This is a genomic window from Pseudomonas sp., assembly GCF_050739775.1.
Taxonomy (GTDB): Bacteria; Pseudomonadota; Gammaproteobacteria; order Pseudomonadales; family Pseudomonadaceae; genus Aquipseudomonas.
On sequence record NZ_JBOICA010000008.1, the window covers coordinates 44,098 to 58,344 of the forward strand.

A 14,247-nucleotide genomic window follows, 5' to 3' on the forward strand; every position below is an offset into this window, starting at 1 on the left:
CAGGAGACTGTCATGCCCCTCGCGCAACTGATCACCGCCCAGCAATTGGCCGAACGCCTGGAGGCGCCGGCGCTGGTGATTCTCGATTGCCGTTTTGCCCTGGAAGACATTGATTATGGCCAGCGCAGTTATGCCGAGGGACATATTGCCGGTGCGCATTTTGCCGACCTTGAGCGGGACCTGAGCGGCCCGGTCATCAAGGGCGTGACCGGTCGTCATCCACTGCCCGATTCGCAGCAACTGATCGAGCGGCTGCGTGCCTGGGGCATCGACAATGACAGCGAAATCGTCCTTTACGACGATGGTCCGGGCGCCTTTGCCGCCCGTGCCTGGTGGTTGTTAGCCTGGCTCGGCAAGCGAAGTGGTGTGTCGATTCTGGATGGTGGCCTCAAAGCCTGGCACGCGGCAGCGTTGCCATTGAGTCTCGATGCGCCGGTTAAACGTGAAGGCACCTTCAGTGGCGAGCCTGATGCTGTGTTGGTGCTTGACGCTAAACAGTTGGGTGAGCGTCTGGGGCGGCCTGACCTGACGCTGATCGACGCCCGTGGCCTGCCGCGTTTTCGTGGTGAGGTGGAGCCTATCGACCCGGTGGCCGGACATATTCCTGGGGCGCAGTGTGCGGCCTTTACCGATAACCTGGGAGCTGACGGGCGGTTTCTACCGGCTGATCAGCTCAAGCAGCGTTTCGCCGAGAAGTTGGGCAAGCGCTCGCCCGAGCAACTGGTGGCTTATTGCGGCTCCGGGGTGACGGCGTGTCATAACCTGTTTGCCTTGGCGCTGGCGGGCTATCCGCTGGGCAAGTTGTATGCGGGGTCGTGGAGCGAGTGGATTACCGATCCGCAGCGACAGGTGGCTACGGGCGACTGAAAAGCATCGCGGGGCAAGTCAGCTCAAATCCCCGCCAGCCACTGCGGAATTCGCCTTTCCAGGTAGTACCCCGGCGCACGCACGCTGCCGTCGACAAAGCCGACATGGCCACCGCGTGAGTGCAACTCGAAGGTGGTCTGCGGCGCGAGCTCATTGGCCGCAGGCAGGCTATGGCTGAACACGAACGGATCATCGCTGGAGTGGATAATCAGCGTCGCTGTTCGGTTCTCGCCGAGAAAGTACCGGCTCGATGCCCGGCGGTAATAGTCCTTGGCATCGACAAAGCCATTGAGCGGTGCAGTAACTCTGCCGTCGAAGTCCCAGAAGGTGCGCAGGTTCTCCAGTGGCCCGAGGCGTTCAAGTGCGGCGAGACCTTCATGGTGGCCGTGATGCTGAAAGTGCCGCTGCTTTTCCTTCACATAGGAAAGCATGGCGCGCATGAAATGTGCCTGATAGACCCGGGAAAGACCCAGGCCGATACGGTCGGCGCACTGGTCCAGGCGAAACGGCACCGATACTGCCACCGCCGCCTGCAACTGACTCACCGAGCCCGCTTCGCCAAGGTACTTGAGCAGCACGTTGCCGCCCAGCGAGTAACCGACGGCAAATAGCGGTGCTTGTGGGCGTTGCGCGCGCAGGTGGTCGATAGTTTCGGCGAGGTCCTCGCTGGCGCCGGAGTGATAGCTGCGTGGCAGCAGGTTCGGCTCGCCCGAGCAGCCGCGCCAGTTCAGCGCTACGCTGGCCCAGCCGCGGTTAGCCAGGGCCTGTTGCATGCCGATGACATAGGGCGAGTTGGAAGAGCCGGTCAGCCCGTGCAGCACCAGCACCAGCGGCGTCGTCGCTTCATGGGGGCCGTGCCAGTCAAGGTCGAGAAAATCGCCATCGGCCAGCCACAGGCGTTCACGTTGCCGGCTCAGGGCTGCAGATTTACGCCACAGCGGCCCCCACAGTGTCTGCAGATGCGGGTTGCCCAGCCCCAGGGCGGGTTTGAAAGGGCTGGGGGTGGAGGGATACATTGTGCTGTGCTCGCAGATTTCTTTCAGACAAGTGTATGTCCGGTTACCGACACTTGCCCGGCTGGGTCAGCCGTTTGCAGATGCGATTTCGGGCAGGTCCTGCTGTTCGACCGACGGGCCGACACTGATTTGCACCAGCTTGTCGGGCTTCAGGTGTTTTTTCAACACAGCCTTCAGCTGATCCAGGGTCAGCGCTTGTACTTGCTCGAGAAAGACCTGGCGGCTGTCCAGCGGCAACTGGTTGAAACCGATGGTGCGCAGGATGCCGCTTATCTGCTGGTTGCTTACCGATCCCAGCAGGTATCTGCCGCGCAACTTCTGCGACAGATCCTCGACCTGCGCAGTGTGACGACCCCGCCGTAGCAGGGTCGTCGTTGCCGCTCAGCCGCGTCGCCAGAGGGCGTAGTACACCTGTCCGGCTTTTTTCTCCCGATGCAGGCGCCAGTTGCCGGGTAACTGCAGGGTCGAGGGCGGCGTTTCGCTCTCGGTGTAGACCCAGGCATTGGCGGCCAGCCACTGGTGCTCTTCGAGCAAGGCGCAGGTGGTTGGCAGCAGATCCTGGTGGAACGGCGGGTCGAGGAACACCAGGTCGAAGGCCAGCTTCGGCTCGCCTTGCAGGTAACGCTGGGCATCGCTCTGGATTACCTGGCCGCGAGGGCAGCGCAGGGTTTCCAGGTTCTGCCGCAGGCTGGCAATGGCTGCCGGATTGCTGTCCAGCGCCACGGCCTCAGCCGCGCCACGCGACAGCGCTTCCAGGTACAAGGCACCGCTACCGGCAAAGGCGTCGAGTACCTTGGCCCCTTCGATATGCGCGGCAAGCCAGTTGAACAGGGTCTCGCGCACCCGGTCTGGCGTGGGGCGCAGGCCGGGGGCGTCAGGGAAGCTCAGGCGGCGGCTGCGCCATTCGCCGGCAATGATGCGCAGCTGGCCCTGGCCGTTGTGTGGCTTGGCCGATTTTGCGGATGGACTGGCCATTAATGCTCCGGTACACCAAGCGGTTGCTCGGCGGGTTTGTCAGTGGGCGGCGGCAGGGGTTTTTGCGGCACGCTGGGACCTGCGGTGACGATGACCATCCTGTCAGCGGCGAGGTGCTTGTTCAGGGCGGCCTTGACCTGTTCGGTGGTCAGCGCCTGGGATTGCTGCATGTAGTCTTCCAGCCAGGTCAGCGGCAGGTTGTAGAAGCCAATGGCGCCCAACTGGCCGACGATGCTCGCATTGCTGGCGTTGGACAGCGGAAAGCTGCCTGCCAGCTCGCGTTTGGCATCATCCAGTTCCTGCTGGCTCGGACCGGTCTTGAGGTAATCGGCGAGGATGTCCTGGACCAGCTTGAGGGTGCCTTCGCTGAGCTCGGCACGGGTCTGCAGGTTGATCATGAACGGGCCACGCACCTGCATCGGGCTGAACACCGAGTATACGCCGTAGGTCAGGCCGCGCTTCTCGCGTACTTCGCTCATCAGGCGGGTACCAAAGGTACCACCACCGAGGATCTGGTTGCCCAGCGACAGTGCCGCATAGTCCGGGTCATTGCGATCGATGCCCAGCTGAGCCAGCATCAGGTGGGTTTGCTTGGACGGGAAGTCGATGTGCGTGGTGCCAGGTTTTGGCTCGGCAGGCTGAGGCGGCTTGGCCAGCGCCGGGCCTTTGGGCAGGGCGGCCGAGACCTGAGAAGCAATAGCTTCAGCTTCACTGCGGCTCAGGTCGCCCACCAGAGCGATGACGGTATTGCCAGCGGCATAGGCCCTGGCATGGAAGGCACGCAGTTGCTCCAGGGTGATCGGTGGGATGCTCTTGGCATCGCCATCACTTGGATGGGCATAAGGGTGACTGCCATACAGCTTCTCGAACAGCGCGATGCTGGCCAGCTTGCCCGGGTTCTGCTTCTGGTACTCGAAACCGGCCTGCAGCTGGTTCTTGATGCGCTCAAGGGCATCCTGCGGGAAGGTCGGCTTGCCCACTACCTCGGCGAACAGCTTCAGCGCTGGCTCTCGTTTGTCCGCCGCGCCCAGGCTGCGCAGCGTGGCCACGGCCATATCGCGGTAGGCACCGTTGCCAAAGTCTGCGCCCAGGCCTTCGAAGCCTTCGGCAATGGCCGTGACGTCCTTGCCAGCCACGCCTTCGTTGAGCATGGCGTTGGTCAGGGTCGCCAGGCCCGGGGCGTCACCGTCCTGGCTGCTGCCGGCGGCGAAGGTCAGGCGCAGGTCGAACATCGGCAGCTCGCGGGCTTCGACGAACAGTACCTTGGCGCCTTCAGCGGTGTTCCAGGTCTGGATGTTCAGTTGTCGGCGGCTGGGCGCCTTGCCGTCCAGTTCCGCCAGCGTCTGCAGGGAGTTGGCCGGCTTGGCCGCGGTGCTGTTGGCAGGTTGTGCGGCGTTATCCGACTGGGCGGGCTTGGCCAGGAAAAACGCCAACGCGCCGATCAACAGTAGGATGCCGAGACCGATCAGGGTGTAGCGGGGTGCGCTGCGTTCACTCATGAGCGTTCTCCTCGGGCAGTACATGGGCAACGCTCAGGCGTTCGCGGGTGAAGTAGGTACGCGCAGCGTTCTGGATGTCGGCCGGGGTCACGTTTTTCAGTTCGTCGAGTTCGCTGTCGATCAGCTTCCAGGACAGGCCCACGGTCTCCAGCATACCGATGGCGGTGGCCTGGCTGCTGATCGAGTCGCGATCGTAGACCAGGCCGGCGATCACCTGGGCGCGTACGCGCTCCAGCTCTTCAGCCGAAGGCGGGGTGGTCTTGAGTTCGTCAAGCAGCTTCCAGATGCCGCTTTCAACGTCGGCCAGGGTCTTGTTCTTCTGTTGGTTCGGCGTGGCCGAGATCAGGAACAGGCTGTCGCCGCGGGTGAACGGGTTGTAGTTGGACGAGGCGCCGGAGACCAGCTCCTGGCCGCGCTCAAGCCGGCTCGGCAGGCGGGCGCTGTAGCCGCCATCCAGTAGTGCCGAGATCAGACGCAGGGCGTGCACGGTACGCGGGTCCTTGGCGGTGGCCAGGCCCGGGACGTTGAAGCCGTAGATCAGGCTCGGCAGCTGGGTGCGTACATGCAGGGTGGTCTCGCGCAAACCAGGCTCGGCCAGTTCCAGCGGCAGCTTGGCCGGTGGGACCGCGCGTTTGGGGATGGCACCAAAGAAGCGCTGGGCCAGGCCTTTGACCTCGTCGACGGTGACGTCACCGACCACCACCAGGGTGGCGTTGTTCGGCGTGTACCAGGACTCGTACCAGTGGCGCAGCTCTTCGACCTTCATGCGGTCCAGGTCAGCCATCCAGCCGATGGTCGGGGTGCGGTAGCTGCTGGCCGGAAAGGCCATGGCGCTGAACAGCTCGAACGCCTTGGCGTTGGGTTGATCGTCGGTGCGCAGGCGGCGCTCTTCCTTGATCACCTCGATCTCGCGGCTGAACTCGTCGGCTGGCAGGCGCAGGCTGCTCATGCGATCAGCTTCCAGCTCCAGGGCCACTGGTAGGCGGTCGCGGGCCAGCACCTGGTAATAAGCGGTGTAGTCATCGCTGGTGAAGGCATTCTCTTCGGCACCCAGGTCACGCAGGATGCGCGAGGCTTCGCCGGGCCCGAGTTTCTCGCTGCCCTTGAACATCATGTGTTCCAACGCGTGGGAAAGGCCCGTCTGGCCTGGGGACTCATAGGTGGAGCCGACCTTGTACCAGATCTGCGAAACCACCACCGGCGCCCGGTGGTCCTCGCGCACGACTACTTTCAAACCGTTGTCGAGAATGAACTCGTGGGTGGGTTGCGGATCGGCGGCAAAGGCCGCGAACGGCAGACAAACTGTGCTGAGCAACAGGCCAGCGGCGCGGCGGGCTAGAGCATTCATACGTTGTTTAACCTGTAGGACTGCCCGCATGGTCTTAGCGTCAGCGGGCTAGGAGGTGCTAGGATACTGATCCGGTTGCCTGACGACCATGCCTGTCGTGGATCTGACCCGCAGGCCTCAAGACAAAATGCTGCGCATGAACGAGCCGGAATAAAAGTAGTCTGTTCTGCGTTAAAAGAATTTTCGAAGCGCCACAGTGGCGCATCGCTACCCTGAGATAGCCGTCTTCCATGTTTGGTTCCAACGACGACAAAAAGACGCCGGCTGCGGCTGGTGAAAAGAAAGGCCTGTTCGGCTGGCTGCGCAAAAAGCCGCAGCAACCTGTTGCCGAGCAGCCACAAGCCCCTGTACCGATTGAGTCGGAGCAGCCTGCGGCGCTGACCAGCGAAGCGCCGGCCGCCCCAGCGCCAATCGATGGCGCACTTGCGTCTGTACCAGCCCCTGCCGTCGCGCCGGAGCCTGTTTACGTCGCGCCACCGGTGGTTGCGGTCGAGGCACCACCAGCGCCGCCCGTCGGCTTGGTCCTGCCTGTTCCTGAAGAGCCGGTTGCCCTGGTGGCGGACCTTGAGCCACACACACCACCGCCGATCCCGGAGCGTCCGGCACCTGTCGCTGCGCCTGTGGTAGAGCCGGCGCCGGTTGTTGCCCAGCCTGAACCGATCGTTGCGCCCGAGCCTGCTCCAGTGGCTCCAGTGGCTCCAGTGGTCACCGTTGTCCCCGTCGCGCCTGTTGTCGTAGAGTCCACGCCTGTCGAGGCGCCTGCCCAGGCTCGCAGCGACGAGAGCAAGGGCGGCTTCTTCGCCCGCCTCAAGCAGGGCTTGTCGAAGACCAGCGCCAGCATCGGCGAGGGCATGGCCAGCCTGTTCCTGGGCAAGAAAGCCATCGACGACGATCTGCTCGACGAGATCGAGACCCGACTGCTGACCGCCGACGTTGGTGTCGAAGCCACGTCGGTGATTGTCCAGAGCCTGACCCAGAAAGTCGCGCGCAAGCAGTTGGCCGACAGCGATGCCCTGTTCAAGTCCCTGCAAGGCGAGCTGGCCGACCTGCTCAAGCCGGTCGAGCAGCCCCTGCGCATCCAGGCTCAGGGCAAACCTTTTGTGATCCTGGTCGTCGGCGTCAACGGTGCCGGCAAGACCACCACCATCGGCAAACTGGCGAAAAAGCTCCAGCTTGAAGGCAAGAAAGTCATGCTCGCCGCCGGTGACACCTTCCGTGCCGCGGCCGTCGAGCAATTACAGGTCTGGGGCGAGCGCAACCAGATTCCGGTCATCGCCCAGCACACTGGTGCCGACTCCGCTTCGGTGATCTTCGACGCCGTCCAGGCCGCCAAGGCGCGTGGTATCGATGTGCTGATCGCCGATACCGCCGGTCGCCTGCACACCAAAGACAACCTGATGGAAGAGTTGAAGAAGGTCCGTCGGGTCATTGGCAAACTCGATGCCGACGCGCCGCATGAGGTTCTGCTGGTGCTGGACGCCGGCACCGGACAGAACGCGATCAACCAGGCCAAGCACTTCAACCAGAGCGTTGAACTCACCGGCCTCGCCCTGACCAAGCTTGATGGCACCGCCAAGGGTGGGGTGATCTTCGCCCTGGCCAAGCAGTTCGGCCTGCCGATCCGCTATATTGGCGTGGGCGAAGGCATCGACGATCTGCGTCCCTTCGAGGCCGAACCCTTCGTGAAAGCACTGTTTGCCGAGCGGGAGCATCCATGATTCGATTCGAACAGGTCGCCAAGCGCTACCCCAATGGTCACGTAGGCCTGCATGAGTTGAGTTTTCGGGTGCGTCGGGGCGAATTCCTGTTCGTCACCGGTCATTCCGGCGCGGGTAAAAGTACTTTGCTGCGCCTGCTGCTGGCCATGGAACGGCCGACCAGTGGCAAACTGCTGCTGGCCGGGCAGGACCTGGGGCAGATCAGCAACGCGCAGATTCCTTTCCTGCGTCGGCAGATCGGCGTGGTGTTCCAGAATCACCAACTGCTGTTCGACCGTACCGTGTTCAACAACGTTGCGTTGCCGTTGCAGATTCTCGGTCTGTCCAAGGCCGAGGTGGCCAAGCGCGTCGACTCGGCGCTCGAGCGTGTAGCCTTGTCCGATAAAGCCGAGCTGTTTCCTGGCGACCTGTCCACCGGCCAGCAACAACGCGTCGGTATTGCGCGCGCCATCGTTCACCGCCCGGCCTTGCTGTTGGCAGATGAACCCACCGGTAACCTCGACCCGCGCCTGGCCGCGGAGATCATGGGGGTATTCGAAGATATCAACCGCCTGGGCACCAGCGTGCTGATCGCCAGTCACGACCTGGCACTGATCGCGCGTATGCGCCATCGCATGCTGACGCTGCAGCGCGGCCGCTTGATCGGCGACGGGGAGGCCGGGCAATGAGTGCGACACGCAGTCCCAAGGTTTCCGAGCGGGTAGCGCCGAAGGCCGCCGATCCTGCACTTGAAAAAAACAAACGTAGCAGTCATGACGACGATGGTCCGGATTTCCGCACCCTGTTGCATGCCTGGCTGGAAAGCCACCGTTCAAGCCTGATCGACAGCTTGCGCCGCCTGGCCAAGCAGCCGATTGGCAGCTTTTTCACCTGCCTGGTGATGGCCGTGGCCCTGAGCTTGCCCATGGGCCTGTCGCTGTTACTGAGCAACGTCGAGCGTCTGGGTGGTTCGTGGCAGCGTGCGGCGCAGATATCCCTGTACCTCAAGCTCGATGCCAATAGCCGCGACGGTGAAGCCCTGCGCGAGCAGATCAAGGGCTTGCCGGGCGTGGCCGAGGCCGAGTACGTCAGTCGCGAGAAGGCACTGGAAGAATTCCAGCAGCAGTCCGGCCTGGGTGATGCACTGCGCGAGTTGCCGGAAAACCCGCTGCCCGGTGTGGTCGTGGTAACCCCGGCGCAAGTCGACAAACCGGCCCTCGAAGCCTTGCGCCAGCGCCTTGCGGAGTTGCCCAAGGTGGAGGCGGCACAGCTGGATCTGGTGTGGGTCGAGCGTTTGGCGGCAATCCTCAAGCTGGGTGACCGCTTTGTCTTCGGCCTGACCGTTTTGCTGGTATCGGCGCTGCTTTTGGTAATTGGTAACACAATTCGCCTGCACATCGAGAACCGCCGTACCGAGATCGAAGTGATCAAGCTGGTAGGCGGCACCGATAGCTATGTGCGGCGGCCTTTCCTGTACATGGGCGCCTTGTACGGCTTGGGTGCGGGTGTGCTGGCCTGGGGAGTGCTGGCGTTTGGCCTTAATTGGCTGAATGACGCGGTAATCGGGCTTTCTGGGCTGTATGGCAGTGATTTTGCCCTGGCCGGGGTTCCGTCTGCTGATGGTCTGTCGCTCTTGCTTGGTGCGGTGCTGTTAGGGTATATCGGTGCTTGGATTGCGGTCGCCCGTCACTTGAGTGAGCTTGCACCGCGATAGTGTTTTTTTGCTGCTATTGACTCTTTTTATTTTCAGGGAACTTGTTTCGCGGTTCCCGGTCAATGTTGGCAGTGCCTGCGGGCACGAGTTTAGTGAGTCGGAGGTTTTTTCGTATGACCACTTCGTTGCAACCTGCCTATGCCCTGGTTCCCGGCGCAAACCTGGAAGCCTATGTGCACACGGTCAACAGCATTCCATTGCTGACGCCGGAGCAGGAGCGTGAACTGGCCGAGAGTCTCTACTATGAGCAGAATCTTGAGGCGGCTCGGCAGATGGTGCTCGCCCACCTGCGGTTTGTCGTACATATCGCTCGCAGCTATTCCGGCTACGGGCTGGCCCAGGCTGACCTGATTCAGGAAGGCAATGTTGGCCTGATGAAAGCGGTCAAGCGTTTCAACCCGGAAATGGGTGTGCGTCTGGTGTCCTTTGCCGTGCACTGGATCAAGGCCGAGATTCACGAGTTCATCCTGCGCAACTGGCGCATTGTCAAAGTTGCTACCACCAAGGCCCAGCGCAAGCTGTTCTTCAACCTGCGCAGCCAGAAGAAACGTCTGGCCTGGCTGAACAACGATGAGGTGCATCGTGTTGCCGAAAGCCTGGGCGTAGAGCCGCGAGAAGTGCGCGAGATGGAGAGTCGCCTGACCGGTCAGGACATGGCCTTCGACCCCGCGTCCGAAGCTGACGACGACAGCGCTTTCCAGTCGCCGGCCAACTACCTGGAAGACCATCGTTACGACCCGGCGCTTCAGCTCGAAGATGCTGATTGGAGCGACAACTCCACCAGCAACCTGCATGAAGCCCTGCAGGGCCTGGACGACCGTAGCCGTGACATCCTCTACCAGCGCTGGCTGGCCGAGGAAAAGGCCACGCTTCACGACCTGGCCGAGAAATACAGCGTATCCGCCGAGCGGATTCGTCAGCTGGAGAAGAATGCGATGAACAAGGTGAAAGCCTTGATCGCAATCTGAGTCGCGATACGGCAATAAACAAAAAGCCCCGACGTGTCGGGGCTTTTTTATGGTGCCAGGTCTTTCAGGCGGCAGCGCAGGTCTATAATCGCGCCACGTTGGCCCCGTCACTTTTTCCGCCACCCATGTCGAGACTGTTATGACCATTTCCTTGTACGCCGCTTCTGTTCCTGTTTTCAAGCAAATGCTCAACGCCTTGAGTGAGGTCCTGAACAAGGCCGAAGCTCACGCCACGGCGAAAAACATTGATCCGAACGTCTTCCTGCAGGCTCGCCTGTATCCGGACATGTTTCCACTGGTTCGCCAGGTGCAGATCGCTGTTGATTTCGCCAAGGGTGTATCGGCGCGCCTGGCTGAGGTCGAGTTGCCGAAATACGATGACAGCGAAACCACCTTTGCTGAACTGCAAGCGTTGATCAGTAAGGTTCTGGCTTTCCTGGACGGCGTTGCGCCGGCGCAGATCGATGGCAAGGAAGGCATCGAAATCGTGACCCGTCCGGGCACGCCGAAAGAGAAGCGCTTCAGTGGCCAGGCCTATTTGCTGACCTACGGCCTGCCGCAGTTCTTCTTCCACGTCACCACCACTTACGCAATCCTGCGTCACAATGGTGTGGAAGTGGGCAAACGTGACTACATGGGCGCGTTCTAAGGCGTTTACCCAGTAATCAGCAAACAATAAAAACCCGGCAAGGTGTGCGCTTTGCCGGGTTTTTTATTGGTTCCAGGGGGCCTTGCGCGGGCTGTCCAGCTGCGCGAGGTAGCCATCGCCCCCCAACTGGCGCATCTGCTGACGAATCCAGCCGGCACGCCGTGCCACGTAGCTGCTGGGGCGGCTGGCGCTCCAGTTGAGCGGGCTCGGTAGCACCGCCGCCAGCAGGCTGGCCTGCTGACGGCTCAGGCGGCTGGCATCGACACCGAAATGGTGTTGCGCCGCTGCCTGGGCACCGAACACGCCTTCGCCCCATTCGGCACTGTTGAGGTACACCTCAAGTATCCGTTCCTTGGACCAGAGCAGTTCAATCAGGGCGGTGAACCAGACTTCGAGGCCCTTGCGCAACCAACTGCGTCCCGCCCAGAGAAACTGATTCTTGGCCACTTGCTGGCTCAGGGTGCTGGCACCGCGAATGCTGCCGCCGCGTTCGTTGTGCGCCAGGGCAGCCTGGATGGCGATGAAGTCGAAGCCCCAGTGATTGGCGAATTTCTGGTCTTCACCGGCAATGACCGCCACCTTGAGCTCATCGGAGATGCGCTCCCAAGGCTCCCAGTCGCGCTGCAGGTCAATCGGCTGGCCGTTGAACCAGGATTCGACCTTGCGTTCGACCATCAGCGCCGTGCCCGGCGGCGGTACCCAGCGCAGCACCAGCACCAGCAAAGCGCTGCCAGCGGCGAACCAGAGCAGGGCGCGGGTAAGACGGCGGATAATGGACGACAACATAGAGATGGCTTGGCCGAACCGAATGAGCGGGCCATTATACAGACCCTGTGATGACTAGGAGTCGCCTCATGTTGCGTAGTTTTCTCTTGCTCGCGGCCTTTTTCGGCTTCACCGGGGTCGCCCTGGGTGCCTTTGCCGCACACGGCTTGAAGGGCCGTCTGAGCAGCGAATACCTGGCGATCTTCCATACCGGGGTGACCTATCAACTGGTGCATGCTCTGGCCTTGCTCGGCGTTGCCGTACTGGCCACCCAGTTGCCCGGGCGTCTGGTGAGTTGGGCCGGCGGCTTGTTCGCCTTGGGTATCGTGCTGTTCTCCGGCAGCCTGTACCTGTTGACCCTCAGCGGTATCGGCAAACTGGGCATAATCACCCCGATCGGCGGCTTAGCCTTTCTCGGCGGCTGGTTGTGTCTGGGGCTCGCCGCCTGGCGCCTGGGTTGACTCGGCGGTCCGAATCGAGACGAATGGCGATGCTTGGCCTTGGTCGCAGCACCTGATCGGGGCTAGAATGCGGACCCCTAAAAATAATGGTGGCCGTGCGCATGCGCATTCAATTGAACGGTGAACCCTTCGAGTTGCCCGATGGCGAAAGCGTCGAGGCCCTGCTGACCCGCCTGGACCTTGTCGGGCGCCGCGTCGCGGTAGAGCTCAACCTGGATATCGTGCCACGTAGCCAGCACGCAGCCACGGCGCTGTGTGAAGGCGATCAGGTCGAAGTCGTGCATGCCATCGGCGGCGGCTAGAGCCCCAGGATTACCTTGCAAGTCCCTCAACCTTTCAGAGGATTTCCGATGAGCAACCTTCGCAGCGACAAGCCCTTCACCCTGGCCGGCCGTACCTTCCAGTCGCGCCTGCTGGTCGGCACCGGTAAATACCGTGACCTTGAAGAAACCCGCCTGGCCATCGAAGCCTCGGGTGCCGAGATCGTCACCGTTGCCGTGCGTCGTACCAACATTGGCCAGAACCCGGGCGAACCGAACCTGCTCGATGTGCTGCCGCCGGATCGCTACACCATCCTGCCGAACACTGCAGGCTGCTATGACGCGGTCGAAGCCGTGCGTACCTGCCGCCTGGCCCGTGAACTGCTCGATGGCCACAACCTGGTCAAGCTGGAAGTGCTGGCCGACCAGAAAACCCTGTTCCCCAACGTGATCGAAACCCTCAAGGCCGCCGAAGTGCTGGTCAAGGACGGTTTCGACGTGATGGTCTACACCAGTGATGACCCGATCATTGCCCGTCAGCTGGCCGAAGCCGGTTGTATCGCGGTGATGCCGCTGGCTGGCCTGATTGGTACGGGCTTGGGCATCTGCAACCCGTACAACCTGCAGATCATCCTTGAAGAATCGAAAGTGCCGGTGCTGGTCGATGCCGGTGTTGGCACCGCTTCGGACGCCACCATCGCCATGGAAATGGGCTGTGAGGCGGTGCTGATGAACTCGGCCATTGCCAATGCCCAGCAGCCGATCATGATGGCCGAAGCCATGAAACACGCCATCGTCGCCGGTCGTCTGGCCTACCTCGCCGGGCGTATGCCGAAAAAACTCTATGCCAGCGCCTCGTCGCCGCTGGATGGTCTGATCAAGTAAGAGCCCCTGATGACTGAATCGCAAGAAACGCCGATCTCCACCGAAGGCGAAGAGCGCCAACACCGCCGCATCAAGAGTTTCGTGATGCGTGCCGGGCGCATGACCGAAGGCCAGCAACGTGGTCTGGAGCAGGGTGGGCCACTGTTCATTCTGCCGCTGGCCGATAGCCCGGTGGACTACGACCAGGTCTTCGGCCGTTCGGCGCCGCGTACCCTGGAGATCGGTTTCGGCATGGGTCATTCCCTGCTGGAAATGGCCGCTGCTGCGCCGGAGCAGGACTTTATCGGTGTCGAAGTGCACCGTCCGGGTGTCGGTGCGCTGCTCAACGGCGTGCTGACCCAGGGCCTGAAGAACCTGCGGGTGTACGACTGTGATGCGATCGAAGTGCTGAACAAGTGCGTGGCTGATAACAGCCTCGATCGGCTGATGCTGTTCTTCCCTGATCCGTGGCACAAGAGCCGTCACCACAAGCGTCGTATCGTCCAGCCTGAGTTTGCTGAGCTGGTGCGCAGCAAGCTCAAGGTCGGCGGTGTATTCCATATGGCTACCGACTGGGAGCCCTATGCCGAATATATGCTGGAAGTGATGAATGTCGCCCCGGGTTACCGCAACTTGGCAACTGACGGCAAGTGCGTAGAGCGTCCGGCCGAACGCCCGATCACCAAGTTCGAACGCCGTGGCGAGCGACTTGGGCATGGGGTGTGGGATCTGAAGTTCGAAAAACTGGCGTAAATCTGCGACCGCTTTGCGGTCGATCGCCGGCAGGGCCGGCTCCTACAGTGTTGTGCTGAACCTTGTAGGAGCCGGCGATGCGATTTAGCGTCGGTCCGCGACTACGCCAATCAACACCAGCACAATCAGCAACACCGGCGCCAACGCATAGTTGTTGAACTGCGCCAGGCCTTTCACGACCCACGGCGTGGCATAGATCAACGCCGCACCACTGCCGATCATCACCAGCAAGGCCATGAAGGGCACGCGCAAGGCGCCTGCCAGGCCGCCCAGGCGTTGCTCTACCCAGCCTTTGATGTCGGTGCCGAACAGCACCAGCAAGCAGCCCACGAGCGCCAGTGCGATCTCCGACAGGTTGCTGCGACTCCAGCGGGAAACGGTCGAAAGCAGGTCGAGTACCAAGTCCATTCG

General features: G+C 61.9%; 16 protein-coding genes and 1 pseudogene. 10 read left to right on the forward strand and 7 right to left on the reverse strand.

The features are described 5' to 3' along the window. Nucleotides 1-12 precede the first annotated feature (12 nt). Nucleotides 13-867 carry a sulfurtransferase gene (locus ACRESH_RS06270; protein WP_431741153.1) on the forward strand — a complete coding sequence of 285 codons (855 nt, stop codon included), beginning with the start codon at nucleotides 13-15 and terminating at the stop codon, nucleotides 865-867. A 23-nt stretch (nucleotides 868-890) separates the two neighbouring features. Here ACRESH_RS06270 and ACRESH_RS06275 read toward each other — a convergent pair whose 3' ends face one another. From ACRESH_RS06275 to ACRESH_RS06295, 5 genes are all read right to left on the reverse strand, one after another. After that, on the reverse strand, nucleotides 891-1,883 hold the full coding sequence (locus ACRESH_RS06275) for a hydrolase (RefSeq protein WP_431741154.1): 993 nt from the start codon (nucleotides 1,881-1,883) through the stop codon (nucleotides 891-893). A gap of 66 nt (nucleotides 1,884-1,949) precedes the next feature. Then, nucleotides 1,950-2,198 carry a hypothetical protein gene (locus ACRESH_RS06280; protein WP_431741155.1) on the reverse strand — a complete coding sequence of 83 codons (249 nt, stop codon included), beginning with the start codon at nucleotides 2,196-2,198 and terminating at the stop codon, nucleotides 1,950-1,952. 66 nt (nucleotides 2,199-2,264) lie between these two features. Continuing rightward, entirely contained in the window at nucleotides 2,265-2,858 is a 594-nt protein-coding gene (rsmD, locus tag ACRESH_RS06285) for a 16S rRNA (guanine(966)-N(2))-methyltransferase RsmD (protein WP_431741156.1), read from the reverse strand. Then, a complete protein-coding gene (locus tag ACRESH_RS06290) occupies nucleotides 2,858-4,357 on the reverse strand; it encodes a M16 family metallopeptidase (RefSeq protein WP_431741157.1) in 1,500 nt (499 codons plus the stop codon). Before ACRESH_RS06290 ends, rsmD begins: the two co-directional genes overlap by 1 nt. Then, nucleotides 4,350-5,705: a M16 family metallopeptidase gene (locus tag ACRESH_RS06295; protein WP_431741158.1), complete on the reverse strand. Its 1,356-nt coding sequence runs from the start codon at nucleotides 5,703-5,705 to the stop codon at nucleotides 4,350-4,352. Before ACRESH_RS06295 ends, ACRESH_RS06290 begins: the two co-directional genes overlap by 8 nt. Before the next feature lie 230 nt (nucleotides 5,706-5,935). On the opposite strand from ACRESH_RS06295, the gene ftsY reads away from it, so the two are divergent. The 5 genes from ftsY to ACRESH_RS06320 all read left to right on the forward strand — a co-directional run bounded on the left by ftsY (nucleotide 5,936) and on the right by ACRESH_RS06320 (nucleotide 10,733). After that, the gene (gene ftsY / locus ACRESH_RS06300) at nucleotides 5,936-7,423 is read left to right on the forward strand and encodes a signal recognition particle-docking protein FtsY (RefSeq protein WP_431741159.1); all 1,488 of its coding nucleotides are present in this window, start codon (nucleotides 5,936-5,938) and stop codon (nucleotides 7,421-7,423) included. After that, complete coding sequence (gene ftsE / locus ACRESH_RS06305) at nucleotides 7,420-8,091, forward strand: cell division ATP-binding protein FtsE (RefSeq protein WP_038615591.1); 672 nt, start codon at nucleotides 7,420-7,422, stop codon at nucleotides 8,089-8,091. The genes ftsY and ftsE overlap by 4 nt, the downstream gene beginning before the upstream one ends. After that, nucleotides 8,088-9,116 carry a permease-like cell division protein FtsX gene (gene ftsX, locus ACRESH_RS06310; RefSeq protein ID WP_431741160.1) on the forward strand — a complete coding sequence of 343 codons (1,029 nt, stop codon included), beginning with the start codon at nucleotides 8,088-8,090 and terminating at the stop codon, nucleotides 9,114-9,116. Before ftsE ends, ftsX begins: the two co-directional genes overlap by 4 nt. Nucleotides 9,117-9,229: 113 nt before the next feature. Further along, the gene (gene rpoH, locus ACRESH_RS06315) at nucleotides 9,230-10,084 is read left to right on the forward strand and encodes an RNA polymerase sigma factor RpoH (protein ID WP_038615587.1); all 855 of its coding nucleotides are present in this window, start codon (nucleotides 9,230-9,232) and stop codon (nucleotides 10,082-10,084) included. A 139-nt stretch (nucleotides 10,085-10,223) separates the two neighbouring features. Continuing rightward, on the forward strand, nucleotides 10,224-10,733 hold the full coding sequence (locus ACRESH_RS06320) for a DUF1993 domain-containing protein (protein ID WP_431741161.1): 510 nt from the start codon (nucleotides 10,224-10,226) through the stop codon (nucleotides 10,731-10,733). A 63-nt stretch (nucleotides 10,734-10,796) separates the two neighbouring features. Here ACRESH_RS06320 and mtgA read toward each other — a convergent pair. Then, a pseudogene (mtgA, locus tag ACRESH_RS06325) lies at nucleotides 10,797-11,554 on the reverse strand (monofunctional biosynthetic peptidoglycan transglycosylase). A 33-nt stretch (nucleotides 11,555-11,587) separates the two neighbouring features. On the opposite strand from mtgA, the gene ACRESH_RS06330 reads away from it, so the two are divergent. The 4 genes from ACRESH_RS06330 (at nucleotide 11,588) to trmB (ending at nucleotide 13,836) form a co-directional block, all read left to right on the forward strand. After that, nucleotides 11,588-11,959: a DUF423 domain-containing protein gene (locus ACRESH_RS06330; protein WP_431741162.1), complete on the forward strand. Its 372-nt coding sequence runs from the start codon at nucleotides 11,588-11,590 to the stop codon at nucleotides 11,957-11,959. A 101-nt stretch (nucleotides 11,960-12,060) separates the two neighbouring features. Further along, a complete protein-coding gene (gene thiS, locus ACRESH_RS06335; RefSeq protein WP_038617011.1) occupies nucleotides 12,061-12,261 on the forward strand; it encodes a sulfur carrier protein ThiS in 201 nt (66 codons plus the stop codon). A 48-nt stretch (nucleotides 12,262-12,309) separates the two neighbouring features. After that, entirely contained in the window at nucleotides 12,310-13,104 is a 795-nt protein-coding gene (locus ACRESH_RS06340) for a thiazole synthase (protein ID WP_038615579.1), read from the forward strand. Between the two features lie 9 nt (nucleotides 13,105-13,113). Further along, on the forward strand, nucleotides 13,114-13,836 hold the full coding sequence (gene trmB, locus ACRESH_RS06345; RefSeq protein ID WP_431741163.1) for a tRNA (guanosine(46)-N7)-methyltransferase TrmB: 723 nt from the start codon (nucleotides 13,114-13,116) through the stop codon (nucleotides 13,834-13,836). Between the two features lie 84 nt (nucleotides 13,837-13,920). Here trmB and ACRESH_RS06350 read toward each other — a convergent pair whose 3' ends face one another. Then, a complete protein-coding gene (locus ACRESH_RS06350; protein ID WP_045181683.1) occupies nucleotides 13,921-14,244 on the reverse strand; it encodes a DUF3392 domain-containing protein in 324 nt (107 codons plus the stop codon). Between the last annotated feature and the right edge of the window lie 3 nt (nucleotides 14,245-14,247).

Bases quoted from the DNA above. Each gene is read 5' to 3' on its own strand.
- ACRESH_RS06340 (WP_038615579.1), top strand. From the start codon at position 12,310: ATGAGCAACCTTCGCAGCGACAAGCCCTTCACCCTGGCCGGCCGTACC.
- rpoH (WP_038615587.1), top strand. From the start codon at position 9,230: ATGACCACTTCGTTGCAACCTGCCTATGCCCTGGTTCCCGGCGCAAAC.
- ftsX (WP_431741160.1), top strand. From the start codon at position 8,088: ATGAGTGCGACACGCAGTCCCAAGGTTTCCGAGCGGGTAGCGCCGAAG.
- trmB (WP_431741163.1), top strand. From the start codon at position 13,114: ATGACTGAATCGCAAGAAACGCCGATCTCCACCGAAGGCGAAGAGCGC.
- thiS (WP_038617011.1), top strand. From the start codon at position 12,061: ATGCGCATTCAATTGAACGGTGAACCCTTCGAGTTGCCCGATGGCGAA.
- ACRESH_RS06275 (WP_431741154.1), bottom strand. From the start codon at position 1,883: ATGTATCCCTCCACCCCCAGCCCTTTCAAACCCGCCCTGGGGCTGGGC.
- ftsY (WP_431741159.1), top strand. From the start codon at position 5,936: ATGTTTGGTTCCAACGACGACAAAAAGACGCCGGCTGCGGCTGGTGAA.
- ACRESH_RS06270 (WP_431741153.1), top strand. From the start codon at position 13: ATGCCCCTCGCGCAACTGATCACCGCCCAGCAATTGGCCGAACGCCTG.
- ACRESH_RS06330 (WP_431741162.1), top strand. From the start codon at position 11,588: ATGTTGCGTAGTTTTCTCTTGCTCGCGGCCTTTTTCGGCTTCACCGGG.
- ftsE (WP_038615591.1), top strand. From the start codon at position 7,420: ATGATTCGATTCGAACAGGTCGCCAAGCGCTACCCCAATGGTCACGTA.
- rsmD (WP_431741156.1), bottom strand. From the start codon at position 2,858: ATGGCCAGTCCATCCGCAAAATCGGCCAAGCCACACAACGGCCAGGGC.
- ACRESH_RS06350 (WP_045181683.1), bottom strand. From the start codon at position 14,244: ATGGACTTGGTACTCGACCTGCTTTCGACCGTTTCCCGCTGGAGTCGC.
- ACRESH_RS06295 (WP_431741158.1), bottom strand. From the start codon at position 5,705: ATGAATGCTCTAGCCCGCCGCGCCGCTGGCCTGTTGCTCAGCACAGTT.
- ACRESH_RS06320 (WP_431741161.1), top strand. From the start codon at position 10,224: ATGACCATTTCCTTGTACGCCGCTTCTGTTCCTGTTTTCAAGCAAATG.
- ACRESH_RS06290 (WP_431741157.1), bottom strand. From the start codon at position 4,357: ATGAGTGAACGCAGCGCACCCCGCTACACCCTGATCGGTCTCGGCATC.